This window comes from Streptomyces sp. NPDC008079 (assembly GCF_042957385.1).
In the GTDB taxonomy this organism is placed as follows: domain Bacteria; phylum Actinomycetota; class Actinomycetes; order Streptomycetales; family Streptomycetaceae; genus Actinacidiphila.
Window position 1 is genome coordinate 20,693 of record NZ_JBIBIC010000001.1, and the last position, 14,882, is coordinate 35,574.

12 protein-coding genes and 1 pseudogene are annotated in these 14,882 nt (G+C 73.3%); 1 reads left to right on the top strand and 12 read right to left on the bottom strand.

The genetic code is table 11. The features are described 5' to 3' along the window. Window positions 1–25 precede the first annotated feature (25 nt). The 5 genes from ACFZAM_RS00060 to bldG form a co-directional block, all read right to left on the bottom strand. Window positions 26–1,570: a methyltransferase gene (locus ACFZAM_RS00060; RefSeq protein WP_391041515.1), complete on the bottom strand. Its 1,545-nt coding sequence runs from the start codon at window positions 1,568–1,570 to the stop codon at window positions 26–28. A 169-nt stretch (window positions 1,571–1,739) separates the two neighbouring features. Next, on the bottom strand, window positions 1,740–2,315 hold the full coding sequence (locus tag ACFZAM_RS00065) for a small secreted protein (protein WP_355346124.1): 576 nt from the start codon (window positions 2,313–2,315) through the stop codon (window positions 1,740–1,742). Between the two features lie 212 nt (window positions 2,316–2,527). Then, the gene (locus tag ACFZAM_RS00070; RefSeq protein WP_355346127.1) at window positions 2,528–4,915 is read right to left on the bottom strand and encodes a sodium-translocating pyrophosphatase; all 2,388 of its coding nucleotides are present in this window, start codon (window positions 4,913–4,915) and stop codon (window positions 2,528–2,530) included. 366 nt (window positions 4,916–5,281) lie between these two features. Continuing rightward, window positions 5,282–5,695 (bottom strand): ATP-binding protein, encoded by a 414-nt coding sequence (locus ACFZAM_RS00075; RefSeq protein ID WP_355346130.1) that lies wholly within the window; start codon window positions 5,693–5,695, stop codon window positions 5,282–5,284. Between the two features lie 79 nt (window positions 5,696–5,774). Next, window positions 5,775–6,116, bottom strand: coding sequence for an anti-sigma factor antagonist BldG (gene bldG / locus ACFZAM_RS00080; RefSeq protein ID WP_031520166.1), 342 nt, complete (start codon window positions 6,114–6,116; stop codon window positions 5,775–5,777). Between the two features lie 160 nt (window positions 6,117–6,276). On the opposite strand from bldG, the gene ACFZAM_RS00085 reads away from it, so the two are divergent. Next, complete coding sequence (locus ACFZAM_RS00085) at window positions 6,277–8,763, top strand: DEAD/DEAH box helicase (protein WP_391041519.1); 2,487 nt, start codon at window positions 6,277–6,279, stop codon at window positions 8,761–8,763. Between the two features lie 72 nt (window positions 8,764–8,835). On the opposite strand, the pseudogene ACFZAM_RS00090 reads toward ACFZAM_RS00085, so the two are convergent. The 7 genes and pseudogenes from ACFZAM_RS00090 to ssd all read right to left on the bottom strand — a co-directional run. Further along, window positions 8,836–9,087, bottom strand: a pseudogene (locus ACFZAM_RS00090) (Rv3654c family TadE-like protein); the annotation flags it as partial. Beyond that, on the bottom strand, window positions 9,084–9,455 hold the full coding sequence (locus ACFZAM_RS00095; RefSeq protein WP_355346137.1) for a TadE family type IV pilus minor pilin: 372 nt from the start codon (window positions 9,453–9,455) through the stop codon (window positions 9,084–9,086). The gene ACFZAM_RS00095 and the pseudogene ACFZAM_RS00090, both read right to left, overlap by 4 nt. Then, window positions 9,442–9,825 (bottom strand): DUF4244 domain-containing protein, encoded by a 384-nt coding sequence (locus ACFZAM_RS00100; RefSeq protein WP_391041521.1) that lies wholly within the window; start codon window positions 9,823–9,825, stop codon window positions 9,442–9,444. Before ACFZAM_RS00100 ends, ACFZAM_RS00095 begins: the two co-directional genes overlap by 14 nt. A gap of 138 nt (window positions 9,826–9,963) precedes the next feature. Continuing rightward, a complete protein-coding gene (locus ACFZAM_RS00105; protein WP_391041523.1) occupies window positions 9,964–10,728 on the bottom strand; it encodes a type II secretion system F family protein in 765 nt (254 codons plus the stop codon). Window positions 10,729–10,763: 35 nt separating this feature from the next. Continuing rightward, window positions 10,764–11,927, bottom strand: a complete 1,164-nt coding sequence (locus ACFZAM_RS00110) for a type II secretion system F family protein (RefSeq protein ID WP_391041525.1) — start codon at window positions 11,925–11,927, stop codon at window positions 10,764–10,766. A 334-nt stretch (window positions 11,928–12,261) separates the two neighbouring features. Continuing rightward, complete coding sequence (locus ACFZAM_RS00115; protein ID WP_391041527.1) at window positions 12,262–13,416, bottom strand: TadA family conjugal transfer-associated ATPase; 1,155 nt, start codon at window positions 13,414–13,416, stop codon at window positions 12,262–12,264. Continuing rightward, window positions 13,413–14,522: a septum site-determining protein Ssd gene (gene ssd, locus ACFZAM_RS00120; protein ID WP_391041529.1), complete on the bottom strand. Its 1,110-nt coding sequence runs from the start codon at window positions 14,520–14,522 to the stop codon at window positions 13,413–13,415. The genes ACFZAM_RS00115 and ssd overlap by 4 nt, the downstream gene beginning before the upstream one ends. Window positions 14,523–14,882: the final 360 nt, after the last annotated feature.

Here is a 14,882-nt window from a genome sequence, read left to right on the forward strand (position 1 = left end):
CCACTCCCCGCGTCACTCCGCCGCGTCATTCCACCGGGTCGAGGAACCCCTGTTCCACCAGCAGCCGGATCGACTCCGGCGTGCGGTCGCGCAGCACCACCGGGTCCTCGCCGAGCAGCTGCGCGATGGCGTCCACGATCCGCCCCGCGGTCAGCGTCCCGTCGCAGACGCCCGCGAAGCCCGCGCCCACCGTGTCGACCTTCGTCGCGCGCCGCATACCGCGGGCCGCGCGCAGCACCACGTGCTCCGGGTCCTCGGCGCCCGGCAGCCCCACCTGTTCCTGCACCACCCCGTCGCCGAGCGCGAAACGGGAGCTGAGCAGCGCCGCGTCGTCATGGGTGCGCAGGAAGTCCTGGCGGTCGAACCACCCGGCGATGTGCGGGCCGAGCGGCTGCTCCACCGGGTGCGGCCACTCCTCCGCGGTGATCACGGGCTGGTCCGCGCCGGACTTGCGCAGCGTGATCCAGCCGAAGCCGACGCCGTTCACCTTGCGCTGCTCGAACTCGTCGAGCCACGCGTCGTAGCGGGCGGCGTACGTGGCCGGATCCGTACGGTGGTCGCCGCCGTCACGCAGCCACAGCTCGGCGTACTGCGTGACGTCCTGGACCTCGCGCTGCACGATCCAGGCGTCGCAGCCGCGCGGGATCCACGAGACCAGGCGCTCGCGCCAGTCCTGGCCCTCGGTGTGCTGCCAGTTGGCGAGGAGCTGGCAGTAGCCGCCGTCGTTGAGATGGTCTGCCGACTGCTGCACCAGGGTGCGGCACAGGTCGTCGCCCGCCATACCGCCGTCCCGGTAGGTGAAGCGCCCGCTCGGGGAGATCACGAAGGGCGGGTTGGACACGATCAGGTCGAAGCGCTCGTCGCGGACCGGTTCGAAGAGGCTGCCCTCGCGCAGGTCGGGTTCGCGGGCGCCGGACAGCGCGAGGGTGAGCCGGGCGAAGTGCAGGGCGCGCGGATTGACGTCGGTCGCCGTGACGCGGGTGGCGTGCCGGGAGGCGTGCAGCGCCTGGATGCCGGAGCCGGTGCCGAGGTCCAGGGCGCTGCCGACCGGCTCGCGCACGGTCAGCCCGGCCAGCGTCGTGGAGGCGCCGCCGACGCCGAGCACCAGGTCGGCCCGGTCGACGCCGGGCGTGCTCTCCCCGTCGGTCCCGGTCCCGGTGCCGATACCGCCCGCGCCGCCGACCGCGCAGCCGAGGTCGGAGACGATCCACCAGTCCGCGCCCTCCTCACCGGCGTACGGGCGTACGTCCACGGTGGCGCGTACGTCGTCGCCGTCGCGCGCCAGCCAGCCGTCGGTCGCGTAGTCGTCGATCCGGGGCAGGGCGGCGCGGGCCCGCGCGTAGGACACGGGGCGTTGCAGGAGGAAGAGCCTGACCAGGGTCTCCAGGGGGCTGCCGCCACGGGTGGCGCGCAGGGCGGGGACGGTCTCGGCCCGGGAGAGGGCCGCGTAGGCGGCGGCTCCGAGGAGGTCGAGACAGCCGTCCGCGGTGAAGGCTGCGGCGCGCAGGTCGTCGCGCAGGGACGGGGCGTTCCGGGCGGCGGGGAGGAGGGGCGTACTCACACCGGCCATTGTCGCGGAATCGCCGCGGCCCGGCGCCCCTTGTGCGGGGCGGCGGGCCGTGGCGTATCGGACAGCGGGGGTGCTACGGGGGCGCGGTCGTGGGCGCGGGGCCTTCGTGGGCGCGGTCCGGTGGCCACGGGCCGGGGGCCCGGGGCCGGGGCCTGAGGGGGCCGGGGGCCTACGACGCCGACGGTGAGGCCGAGGAGGAGCCGGACGCCTGCTTGCAGCCGGGCTGCTTGGCCATGGCCTTGCCGACGTCGCCCTGGCGGAGCGAGTCGAGGGCCTGCTCGCCGTTCTGGCTGACCTTGCCCAGCGAGTTGGAGACGCCCTTGAGGCCGTCCGCGAACTTCGCCTGGTCGCTGGTGTCGAGCCCGTCGACCTGCTTCTTGAGCGTCCCGTACTGGGTGGACAGGCCGTTGAGGTCGTTCACCGCGTCCTGCTGGATCTTCGCACCGTCCTTGACCGGCGGGGCGCCGGCCTTGCTGACGATGTCGGCGAGCGACTTGTACGCCTCGGAGATCGACTGGAAGGCGGCGGAGTCGGCGGACTTGACGTCCTGGGGCTTGCCGTTGCTGTTCACCTGGGTGATCGCCGTGTTGGCGTCGTTGATCTTCTTGGTCTGGGCCGCGGCCTGGTCGCAGACGCCCTTAGCCCAGTTGTCCAGCTTCTTGTTGGAGTCGTCGCTGCACCCCGACAGCGCGAGCAGCATGACCGCACCGGAGAGCGCGGCCAGGAGCTTCTTGTTCACCTTCACCGGATGGGTCCCTTCCGTGGCCTTACGGCCCCGGAACATACACGGCTGACGGGTGGTCACCGTGAATCCGTGAGGTGATTCGTCCGACATTCAAGCCATTCGCACTAAGGTGCGGTGGGCGACCGCACACGTACCGGATCACGTACGGTCGCCCACCGGGCCCTCGACGGACCGGAACCCTTGACGGGCCCGGCCCTTGACGGTGCGTCGGATCAGGCCACTGCGGCCGTGTCCGGGGTGCGGGTCCCGGTGTCCCCGCCGTCGCCGTCGTCGTCGCCCTCCATCGCGATGCCGCGCCGCTTGGAGATGTAGACCGCGATGACGATGACGGCGATCGAGACCACCGCGACGGTGACGCGTACGCCGAGATTCGCGTCCACGCCGTAGCTGAACTTGACCACCGCGGGGGCGATCAGCAGCGCCACCAGGTTCATCACCTTCAGCAGCGGGTTGATGGCCGGGCCCGCGGTGTCCTTGAACGGGTCGCCGACCGTGTCGCCGATGACGGTCGCGGCGTGGGCCTCGCTGCCCTTGCCGCCGTAGTGGCCGTCCTCGACCAGTTTCTTGGCGTTGTCCCAGGCGCCGCCGGAGTTGGCCAGGAACACCGCCATCAGCGTGCCCGCGCCGATCGCGCCCGCCAGGTACGAGGCGAGCGAGCCGACGCCGAAGGTGAAGCCGACCGCCACGGGCGCGAGGACGGCGAGCAGGCCGGGGGTGGCCAGTTCGCGCAGCGCGTCCTTGGTGCAGATGTCGACCACCCGTCCGTACTCGGGCAGTTCGGTGCCGTCCATGATCCCCGGGTGTTCGCGGAACTGCCTGCGCACCTCGTAGACCACCGAACCCGCGGACCGGGAGACGGCGTTGATGGCGAGGCCGGAGAAGAGGAAGACGACGGCCGCGCCGAGCAGCAGCCCGACCAGGTTGTTGGGCTGGGAGATGTCCAGGGACAGCCAGCGGGCGTCGGAGGCCGCTGGATGGGCCTTGGCGACGGCGGTGTCGATGGCCTCCTTGAAGGAGCCGAACAGGGCGGTGGCGGCCAGTACCGCGGTGGCGATGGCGATGCCCTTGGTGATGGCCTTGGTGGTGTTGCCGACGGCGTCGAGGTCGGTGAGCACCTGGGCGCCCTCGCCGTGCACGTCGCCGGACATCTCGGCGATGCCCTGCGCGTTGTCGGAGACGGGTCCGAAGGTGTCCATGGCGACGATGACGCCGACGGTGGTCAGCAGGCCGGTGCCCGCCAGCGCGACCGCGAACAGCGCGAGCCAGACGGAGGTCCCGCCGAGCAGGAAGGCGCCGTAGACGGACAGGCCGATCAGCACCGCCGAGTAGACCGCGGACTCCAGTCCGAGTGAGATCCCGGACAGGATGACGGTGGCGGGGCCGGTCAGCGAGGTCTTGCCGATGTCGCGGACCGGGCGCCTGGTGGTCTCGGTGAAGTAGCCGGTGAGCTGCTGGATCACCGCGGCCAGCACGATGCCGATGGCGACGGCGACCATCGCCAGGGTGCGCGGGTCGCCTGCGTGGCCGGAGATGTCGCTGTCGACGCCCTTGAGGTCGGCGTAGGAGGACGGCAGGTAGGTGTAGACGGCGATGGCGACGCCGATCAGGGAGATGACCGCGGAGATGAAGAAGCCGCGGTTGATGGCCGTCATGCCGCTGCGGTCGCTGCGGCGGGGGGAGACCGCGAAGATGCCGACCATGGCGGTGAGGACGCCGATCGCCGGGATGAGCAGCGGGAAGGCGAGGCCGGAGTCGCCGAAGGTCACCTTGCCGAGGATCAGCGCGGCGACCAGGGTGACGGCGTACGACTCGAAGAGGTCGGCCGCCATGCCCGCGCAGTCGCCGACGTTGTCACCGACGTTGTCGGCGATGGTCGCGGCGTTGCGCGGGTCGTCCTCGGGGATGCCCTTCTCGACCTTGCCGACCAGGTCGGCGCCGACGTCGGCCGCCTTGGTGAAGATGCCGCCGCCGACGCGCATGAACATCGCCAGCAGCGCCGCGCCGAATCCGAATCCTTCGAGCACCTTGGGCGCGTCGGCCTTGTAGATCAGGACGACGGCGGACGCGCCGAGCAGGCCGAGGCCCACGGTGAACATGCCGACGACGCCGCCGGTCCTGAACGCGATCCGCATCGCCCGGTGCGACACGTCGGTCAGGTCGGCCGGGGGTTCGCCGGGTGCCGGCGTCGCCGATCTGGCCGCGGCGGCGACCCGCACATTGCTGCGGACCGCCAGCCACATTCCGACATATCCGGTGACCGCGGAGAACACGGCGCCCACGAGAAAGAAGATCGACCGGCCGATCCGCTGCGAAGTGGTGTCCGAGGGCAGCAGCATGAGCAGGAAGAACGCCACCACGGCGAAAATTCCCAGAGTACGGAACTGCCGTGCGAGGTAGGCGTTGGCGCCTTCCTGCACGGCAGCCGCGATTTTCTTCATGCTGTCGGTGCCCTCGTCCGCTGCGAGCACTTGACGTACCAACACCGCGGCGAGCGCGAGTGCGCCCAGTGCGACGACGGCGATGATCCATACGAGGAGACGATTTCCGTCGGTCAGTACCGGTGTCGCGGCAAGCGTGTGAGGGGTAAGTGGCCCCGCCATTCGTCCTCCTTGACGTTTGGCGCATGGGCGTGCGGCTTCACGGCTCGACAAGCCGCAACGCTCAGGCGAGCTGAGCAAGATGGACGGATTGTAGGGAGCCGCAGCACTTCAAAACAGGGTGCCGCGTCGAAAAAGGATATTCGTGAACGCGGCGTTCGCCTGTGAACAGGAGTGAGTGTCGCCTGTGATCAGGCGAGAAAGATGATCTGAGGGGCGGCCGGGGGCCGCGTCGCGCTCAGAACGGTGTGCCGGTCTGGCCGGGCCGCCGGTCGAGCCAGTGCGCCGGTCGAGCGGGTCCGCCGGTCGAGCCGGTGCGCCGCTCAAGGGGCCGCCGGTCCACGGTCGGACGGGCGGGACAGGCTACGGTCAGACGGGCGGGACGATCGGCCAGCTCATGCGGATCACACCGCCGGTGGCGGTCTCGGTGACCTCGACGTCGTCGACCAGGCCACTGATCACGGCGAGGCCCATCTCGCCCTCGTCGCTCAGCTCGTCACCCGCGGCGTCGGACGCGGAGCCCGAGGCGTTGCCCGGAACCTCGTCGGCGACCTCGATGGAGAACTTCTTCTCCTCCTCGGTCAGCATCACCCGGACCGGTTCTTCCACACCGTTGCCACGGTGCAGGCCCACCGCGCGGCTGCACGCCTCGCCCACCGCGAGCCGTACTTCGTCCAGAACCGCCTCGTCCACCCCCGCCCGGCGCGCCACCGCCGCCGCTACGAGCCGTGCTGTTCGCACATGCTCCGGCTGGGCGCTGAAGAGCAGTTCTACGGTGGGCATGGCCTCCCCTTCGGTCCTTTGGGTGGGCATCACGGGGGCCCGGACGGTGATCCCGTCCGGTACCCCTCGACGGCGATCGTCAGTCGGTCGCCGCGACAGCCTCGTCGACCGAGGTGTGAATCGGGAACACCTTGGTCAGACCGGTGATACGGAAAATCTTCAGGATGCGCTCCTGGTTGCACACCAGTCGCAGCGATCCTTCATGAGCACGCACCCGCTTCAGCCCGCCGACGAGCACACCCAGGCCGGTGGAGTCGAGGAAGTCCACTCCCTCCATGTCCACGACCAGGTGGTAACTCCCGTCGTTCACAAGCTCCACAAGCTGTTCCCGCAGCTTGGGCGCGGTGTACACATCAATCTCGCCGCCGACTTCGACGATCGTACGATCGCCGACGGTTCGGGTCGACAGGGACAGGTCCACGGATCCTCCAGCACCTTGCATCGACGCGGCGCCCCCCTGGGGCCCCCACCAGAAGGTAGGGGACGGATCGACGGCCGCGATGGCATTCAATCACTTCGCAGCGGGCGAGCACGACGCCTTACTGCGATTGTCCGTCACGCCGGTGACACACTGAGTGCCGATGGCCCAGGATCATCTTCCGCAGTCGGCGCACGGCCGCCCGTCCCCCCGAACCGCTTTGGAGCGGCTCGCCAGGGGGGCAGACCGAGCCGCGCGCATCACCCATACGGAGCACCTGCCCCCGCGGGTCGGCCGCCATGCCTCCTGGCCCGACACGATCAGAAGCGAGGTCGTGGACGCGATCCGCGCGGCCGGGATCGACCGTCCCTGGGAGCACCAGGCACTGGCCGCGGGCCACGCGGCGCGCGGCGAGTCGGTGGTGGTGGCCACCGGAACCGCCTCCGGGAAGTCGCTGGCGTATCTGGCACCGGTGCTCAGCGCCCTGCTGGACGGCTCCGAGGCGCCGAACGGCCGGGGCGCCACCGCGCTCTACCTGTCCCCCACCAAGGCCCTGGCCGCCGACCAGCGCCGCGCCGTCACCCGCCTCGCCGCGCCCCTGGGCACCGCGATCCGCCCCGCGGTCTACGACGGCGACACCCCCGTCGAGGAACGCGAGTGGGTTCGGCAGTACGCCACCTACGTGCTCACCAACCCCGACATGCTGCACCGCGGCATCCTGCCCGGCCACGCCCGCTGGGCCTCCTTCCTGCGCCAGCTGCGCTACGTGGTGATCGACGAGTGCCACACCTACCGCGGTGTCTTCGGCTCGCACGTCGCCCAGGTGCTGCGACGCCTGCGCCGGGTCTGCGCGCGGTACGGGGCCGAGCCGGTGTTCGTGCTCGCCTCCGCGACGGCCGCGGACCCGGCGCGGGCCGCCTCCCGGCTCACCGGGGTGCCGGTGGCCGAAGTGACCGAGGACACGTCGCCGCGCGGCGGCCTGGCCTTCGCGCTGTGGGAGCCGCCGCTGACCGAGCTGTCCGGCGAGCACGGCGCTCCCGTGCGCCGCACCGCGACCGCCGAGACCGCGGAACTCCTCACCGACCTGGTCGTCCAGGGCGTGCGCAGCGTGGCCTTCGTCCGCTCCCGGCGCGGCGCGGAACTGGTCGCCCTGATCGCCCAGGAACGCCTGGCCGAGATCGACCCCTCGCTTCCCGGGCGGGTCGCCGCCTACCGCGGCGGCTACCTCGCCGACGAGCGCCGGGCCCTGGAACGCGACCTGCACTCCGGCCGCCTGCTCGGCCTCGCCTCCACCTCCGCCCTCGAACTGGGCGTGGACATCTCCGGCCTCGACGCGGTCCTGCTGGCCGGCTACCCGGGCACGCGGGCCTCGCTGTGGCAGCAGGCGGGCCGCGCCGGACGGACCGGGCAGGGCGCGCTGGCGATCATGGTCGGCCGGGACGACCCGCTGGACACGTATCTCGTCCACCACCCCGAGGCGATCTTCGAGCAGCCCGTCGAGAGCACCGTCCTGGACCCGGACAATCCCTACGTGCTGGCCCCGCACCTGTGCGCCGCCGCGGCCGAGCTGCCGCTCACCGACGACGACCTCGTCCTGTTCGGCCCCGAGGCGGCGTCGCTGATGCCGCAGCTGGAGAAGCGCGGGCTGCTGCGCCGGCGCGCCTCCGGCTGGTACTGGACCCGCCGGGAGCGGGCCGCGGACCTCACCGACATCCGCGGCGAGGGCGGCAGTCCCGTGCAGGTCGTGGAGACGGCGACCGGACGGCTGCTGGGCACGGTGGACGCCTCCTCGGCGCACACCGCCGTCCACGACGGCGCCGTCCACCTCCACCAGGGCCGCACCTACCTGGTCAAGCGGCTCGACCTGGAGGACGGCGTGGCGCTGGTCGAACCCGCCGACCCGTCCTACTCCACGATGGCCCGCGACACCACCGACATCCGGGTGCTCAGCGGCGACCTGGAGGAGCCGTGGGGCGAGGCGCGGATCCACTTCGGCTCCGTCGAGGTGACCCACCAGGTGGTGTCCTTCCTGCGCCGCAAGCTGATCACCGGTGAGATCCTCGGCGAGACCAAGCTCGACCTGCCCCCGCGCACCCTGCGCACCCGGGCCGTGTGGTGGACCGTCACGGACGCGCAGCTGGACGCCGCCCGGATCCACCCCGAGGAGCTGCCCGGCGCCCTGCACGCCGCCGAGCACGCCGCGATCGGTCTCCTCCCGCTCTTCGCGACCTGCGACCGATGGGACATCGGCGGGGTCTCCATACCCCTGCACGCCGACACCGGCCTGCCCACCGTCTTCGTCTACGACGGCCACCCCGGCGGCGCGGGCTTCGCCGAACGCGCCTTCCACACCGCCCGCACCTGGCTCACCGCCACCCGCGAGGCCATCGCCTCCTGCGAATGCGAATTCGGCTGCCCCTCCTGCGTCCAGTCCCCCAAGTGCGGCAACGGCAACGACCCCCTGGACAAGGCCGCCGCCGTCCGCCTCCTGGACTGCCTGCTGACGGCGGGCGCCGCCGAGGCCGCTGACGGCGCCGGGGCCGGTCCTGAGGCGGGGGACAGGGCCGGGTCCGGGGCCGAGACCGGTCCCGGGGCCGCGCCCGGTGCCGCCGACGGTGGCCGGGCCGGGGTCGGGACCGGGGTCGAGTGACGGTCCCGCGCGGGACCGCACACGGGCGCCGTCGACCTCCGCCGTGACGTCGGAGATCTCGCCCGCCACCACGCAGCTCACCAGCCGGGCGCCCTGCGCCGCCGCCACCTCGGCCGCCAGCCCGCAGGCCCGCGTACGGCCCTCCAGCGCGTGGTCGGCCGCGGCGAGCGCCGCCAGGTCCGCGGCGCCGCCCGCCCGGTGCCGGGCGATGACCGCCTCGTCCATGAAGAGCACGGCGGCGAAGACCGCGCCCAGCACGGCGATCAGCCCCAGTGACCACACGGTGGCGGAGCCCCGGTCCCCGCGGGGCGCGGGGGCCTTCACGGTTGCCCACCCCCGCCCACGGCGTCCTCGGCGAGCGCGACGGCCTCGGCCCGCAGGGTGACGGGGAAGCGCGGCGCCGGGACGGTGACCCGGACCCGGATCAGGTCGCCCGACCGCTCCACGCCGACCCGCGCTCCGGACGGCGCGGCCTCCCGCGCCACCCGCAGCACCTCGCCCGGCGCTTCGGAGCGCGCCGCGGCACGCGCCCCCGCCCGCGCCGCGTCCACGCACCGCACCTGCGCCGCAGCCGCCATCAGGCCCCAGATCAGGGCGGCGGTGAGCGCCACCAGCATCGGGATCACCATGGCGGCCTCCGCCGTCACATACCCCTGGTCGCGCGGCGGGCGGCCCCGCTCAGAACGGGACATGGAGTGCCTTCACGATCACGCCGGTCAACGCCGAGCGCACCGGCCCGCTCGTCACGATCTTGTAGAGCACCGCCGCGAACCCGCACGCCGCGATCGTCCCCACCGCGTACTCGGCCGTGCTCATCCCCGCCTCCGCCGCCGTACGACTCACGTCCCTGTACCGCGCCGCCCTCCGCCGCATCCGGGCGACCCACCGCCGCCGCTCGGCCCGCGCCAGACGAACCGCGCGCGGCACCGGCGGCACCCGGAGCGCGGGCGGAGCCGAGGCCCTCGCACTGGGCGCGTTCTTCGAGTTGATCGAGTTGATCGATTTCGCCACGGCCGGCTGGGCCGTCCGGGCGAGGTGCTGGTCCATCGTCTGATGCGTCATCGGGATCTCCTGGTGTCGTGGATGTGCGTGTGGGTGTGCGTGTGGACATGGCTGTTCGAGTCGTTCGCTTCGGGTGGTGCGTCGGGCGCAGGCAGTCCGGGGCGGGGGTGTCAGCCCGGGCGGTCTGGGGCGGGGGTGTCAGCCCGTGCGGCCGAGGACGGTGCCCGCCAGGCCCATCACCACGGGGGCGACGCCGACCAACAGGAAGGCCGGGAGGAAGCAGACCCCCAGGGGCGCGGTGGCGTGCACCGCGGCCCGCCGGGCCCTGGCGAGCGCCGAACGGGCGTACGCGGCCCGGTAGTCCGCGGCCAGCCGGGACATCTCCGCGACCGGCGCGCTGCCCGTCGTGGAGGCGCGGGCCAGGCAGCGCCCCATCTCGCGGGCGGCGGGCAGGCGTCCGAACCGCTGCCAGCACTCCGCCGGGTCGCCGCCCAGCCGCAGCTCGGCCCTGACTCGTATCAGCGCGGTCCCGAGTGGCCCGGCCAACGACCGGCCCACGGCGCCCGCCGCTTCTCCGGGTGACGCCCCGGCGGCGAGGCAGGCGGCCATCAGGTCCGCGCAGAGCGGGAGTTCCGACGGATCGGGCTTCTCGTCCGCCTCGGAGCTCTCTGTGGCGTTCTGCCGCCCCCGGAGTGATCTCCTGACCCCGAGGGCCGTGAGGACCCCCACCAGGCCGCCCAGCACCCCGCTGATCAACGTCGCGGCCCCCAGCCCGGCCGCGACCGGCGGACCCCAGTCGCGCAGCGGTCCCCTGAGCCGCCGGAGCGCCCGCCGGGGGGACCTCCGCGACCGCCCGGTCCCCAGCGCCGCGCGCAGCCGTCGCGTCGCCGCTTTCTCCCTCCGCGCCTCGGCCAGCGCCCCGCCGACGGCGGCCACCGCAGCCGCCACCAACGCGAGCGCCACGAGGGCTGTCCCCAGGCTGTGGACACTCCCGCCGTTCACGGCCGCCCCCGGTCCCGCGACCCCGCCGGGGTCGCCGCCTTTCCCCGGCCGGCCGCCGCGGAATCGAGCACCGCGCCACCGGCCGCTGGAGAGCCGCCCCCCGAGGAACCGTCCCTCACGGAAACGGCGGCTGTCGAAGCGCCCTTCGCAGGACCGGGGGGCCGAGTTCTGGCCGCCGTCGGTCCGCCCTCCGCCGCGCGGATGATCCGCGCCGTCCACGCGAGCCCCGCCCATTCCAGGCAGCCGCCCGTGACCAGGCAGAGCAGTCCCGCCGGGGTGTGCAGCAGCACTCTTGAGGGGTCGGCGCCCAGGCCCGCGCCGAGCACGACGCCGAACAGCGGCAGCAGCGCGAGCAGCACCGACGTGGACCTCGGACCCGCCAACTGGGCGCGCAGATCGTCGCGCTGATCGGCGTCCGCCCGTAGCGCCGCGGCGACCCGGTCGAGCGCGGCGGCCAATCCGGCACCGCCGTCCACCGCGACCTGCCAGCAGGCGGCGACCGCGGCGAGCCCGTGCGTCCCCGCGCCGAGCCGGGACGCCTCCCGCAGCGCGTGCGGCACGTCGCCGCCGAATCTGGCCGCCGACAGCACCATTCGTGCCGCGTCGGCGAGGTCGGGCGAGGCGGGCCAAGCCGCCGACTCGACCGCGTCGGTCAGCGCCGAGTGCGGTGGCCGTCCGGCCCTGAGGTCTCCGGCCACGGTGCCGCACAGCGCGCTCACCGCGACCGCCCGGCGCTCGGCCGCCGCCCGCTCGCCCCGCCGTCGCAACGCCCGCCCCACCAGGGGCACCGCCACGGCGCCCGCGACCACCGGCAGTACCGATCCCGTCAGCAGCCCCAGCCCACCGCCCACCGGCAGGCACACCGCCTCGGGCCCGACCCGGCCGCGCCGACCGGCGAACCGTGCGGCGATCCGCAGCGGCTCCCACGCCCGACGACGGCTCGCCGTCCGTCCGTCGCGCCACCGCGCAAGCCGGATCGTCCACTCGCGGCGAGCCGTCTCCCCCGCCTTCCTCAGCCGTGCCAGCGGATTCGCCCGCTGCTCGCCGGTGACCGGTCCCCGCTCGCCCTCCCCCACCTCTTCAGGTCCTGGTCCGATGAGCAGATCGCGCGCCCGGCGGCGAGGATCGGAGGTGCGCCAGCGCGTCACGAGGAGGGCCAAGGCAGCGCAGAGGGCAGCGGCCCACACGACCGAGGGCTGAAAGGTCGCCGCGCTCATGACGCGCCTGCCCGGCGATGTCCGATCCCCGGCTCACGGCCCGGACCGCGGCACCAGCGAACCCCCGCCCCCGCCAGAACAGCGCGCCGGGCGGCAGCCCACACGACCGAGGGTGGACAGACCGGGGCGCTCATGACGCACCCGCCCAGCGATGCGCGACCCGCAGCTCGCAGCCCAGGCCAGGGGGATTCGAGGCGCGCCAGCGAAGCCCCGCGAGCAACAGAAACACCACGCCGGGCGGCAGCCCGCACGACATCAGGTTGAGAAAGCAGGGCGCTCATGACGCACCCGCCGAGCACAGTGCCGCCAACCGGTCCCAGCCGGGGCCGCGTTCGTGGTGGCCGCAGGCGTCGCGGAGCAGGGCGGGCACGGTGGCGACCAGGCCGTCGGAGCCCCGTTTGAGTACGTGGATCTCGGCGAGGCGGCGCAGGCCCGAGCTGTCGCGGACGAGGTGGATGACGACGGCGAGTGCGGCGGCCAACTGGCTGTGCAGGGCGGCCCGGTCGAGGCCCGCGGTGGAGCCGAGGGCTTCGAGGCGGGCCGGGACGTCGGCGGCGGCGTTGGCGTGGACGGTGCCGCAGCCGCCCTCGTGGCCGGTGTTCAGCGCGCTCAGCAGGTCGGTGACCTCGGCGCCGCGGACCTCGCCGACCACGAGCCGGTCGGGGCGCATGCGCAGCGCCTGGCGGACGAGGTCCCGCAGGGTGACGTGTCCCGCGCCCTCCTGGTTGGCGGGGCGGGTCTCCAGGCGGACGACGTGCGGGTGGTCGGGGCGCAACTCGGCGGAGTCCTCGGCCAGGACGATGCGGGCCGCGGGGTCGACGAGGCCGAGCAGGCAGCTCAGGAGTGTGGTCTTGCCCGACCCGGTGCCGCCGCTGATCATGAACGACAGCCTGGCGTCGAGGACCGCGCGCAGCAGCCGGGCGGTCTCGGTGTCGAGCGTTCCGGCCGCGACGAGTTCGGCGAGGGTGAAGGCGCGGGCCCGCACCACGCGCAGCGACAGGCACGGCGAGCCGACCACGACCGGCGGCAGGACGGCGTGCAGCCGGGTGCCGTCGGGCAGTCGGGCGTCGACCCACGGGTGGGCGTCGTCCAGGCGGCGGCCGGCGGTGGTCGCGAGGCGCTGGGCGAGCCTGCGCACGGCGGTGGTGTCGGTGAAGCGGACGGCGGCGCGTTCGAGACCGCTGCCGCGGTCGATCCACACCTGGTCGGGTGCGTTGACGAGGATGTCGGTGACGGCGGGGTCGGCGAGCAGCGGCTCCAGCGGGCCCGCGCCGACGAGTTCGGAACGCAGTGCCGCGAGCACGTCGAGGACTTCGCTGTCGCCGAGCAGGCGTCCGCGGGCGCGCAGCGCCGCGGCCACGCGTGCCGGGGTGGGTTCACCGCCGTGTTCCGCGAGGTGCAGCCGTACGGCGTCGAGGAGTTCGGCGTTCATACCGTCACGCTCCCGCCACTGGGCTGGGCCTGGGCGAGGAAGGCGGTGCAGAAGCGGGCGAGCGGGCCGCGGCTCGCGGAGCCCGGTGGTCCGCTGCCGGACAGGGCGTCCGACAAGCCTGGTTCCGGAGGGAGTTGGCCCGCCAGCGGCAGGCCGACGAGACGGGCGATCTCGTCGTCGGCGAGGCCGGAGGCGAAGGGGCCGCGGGCGACGACGCGCAGGTCCTTGAGGACCATGCCGACCGCCGCGGCGACGCGGGTGGCCGCGGCGACCGCCCGCAACTCTGCGGGTACGACGAGGAGTCCGACGTCGATCTGCGCGAGGGTCTCGGCGACCGCGTCGTCCACGCGCCGTGGCAGGTCGACCACGACGACTCCGCCGCGGCGGCGGGCCGCGCCGAGCACGGACCGCATGGCCTGGGGCGGGATGAGCACGGAGTCGCCGCGGTCCCAGCTCAGGACGCTCAACGCGTCGAGCCTGGGCAGGGATTCCTCCAGTGCCCCGCTGTTGACGCGGCCCCGTGAGTCGGCGAGGTCGGGCCAGCGCAGGCCGCCGACGCGCTCGGCGCCGAGCAGGATGTCGAGGCCGCCGCCGAGCGGATCGCCGTCGATGAGCATGGTGCGCCTGCCCGTACCGGCCGCGGTGACGGCGAGCGCGCAGGCCAACGTGCTGGCGCCCGCGCCGCCCCGGCCGCCCACCACCCCTACGGTCAGGGCGGGTTCGCTCACGCCTTCGGCGATGTCGGCGATGCGGTCGACCAGCCAGGTCTCGGCGTCGGGCAGGAAGAGGACATGGTCGGCGCCGATCGCGACGGCTCTGCGCCACACGTCGTGGTCGTGCAGATCACGCCCGACGACCAGAACTCCCTTGCGGCGGACGGTGTCCTGGACCCGCGAGGTGGCCTCGGCGCCGACCAGGACGAGGGGCGCTGTGTCCCAACTCGTCGCGCGCGGGGGCGCGGTGAAGACCACCTCCGGTTCCGTACCGGCCGCGGCGCACAGCCGCAGCAGGTCGTCGAGGAGCGTTTCGTCCTCGGTGACAATCAGCGGGCCGGCCGGCCCTTCGATGGCGGTCGGCCGCTGGTCGGGTGTCGTCGATCCCGTCATTTCCTGTCCCCCGTCGCTTCTGACGCGAGCACCGGTGTGCATCGCCTGCGATCAGGTTGGGGCAGACGGGAGAATTGAGATGATCTTGGTCGGAATCTGTGGACAACTCAGCGATTGTGGATAACTCCGCCACTCTCACGGGTGAGTTCGCCGACGGCTGGCAACGATTACGGACCGTCACACGTCGTACGCATCACAGCCGTGCCGCACGCGAGGGGGAACGACATGAGGATGCGAGTGGAAGGACGTCGCGAGAACCGGGAAAAGGCATCCGGACATGCGACGACCCCCGCCGGGGGGGAGAGCGGGGGTCGTCCCCACGGTCCGACTCGGGGGGGAGGAGCCAGACCGGGTTAGCAC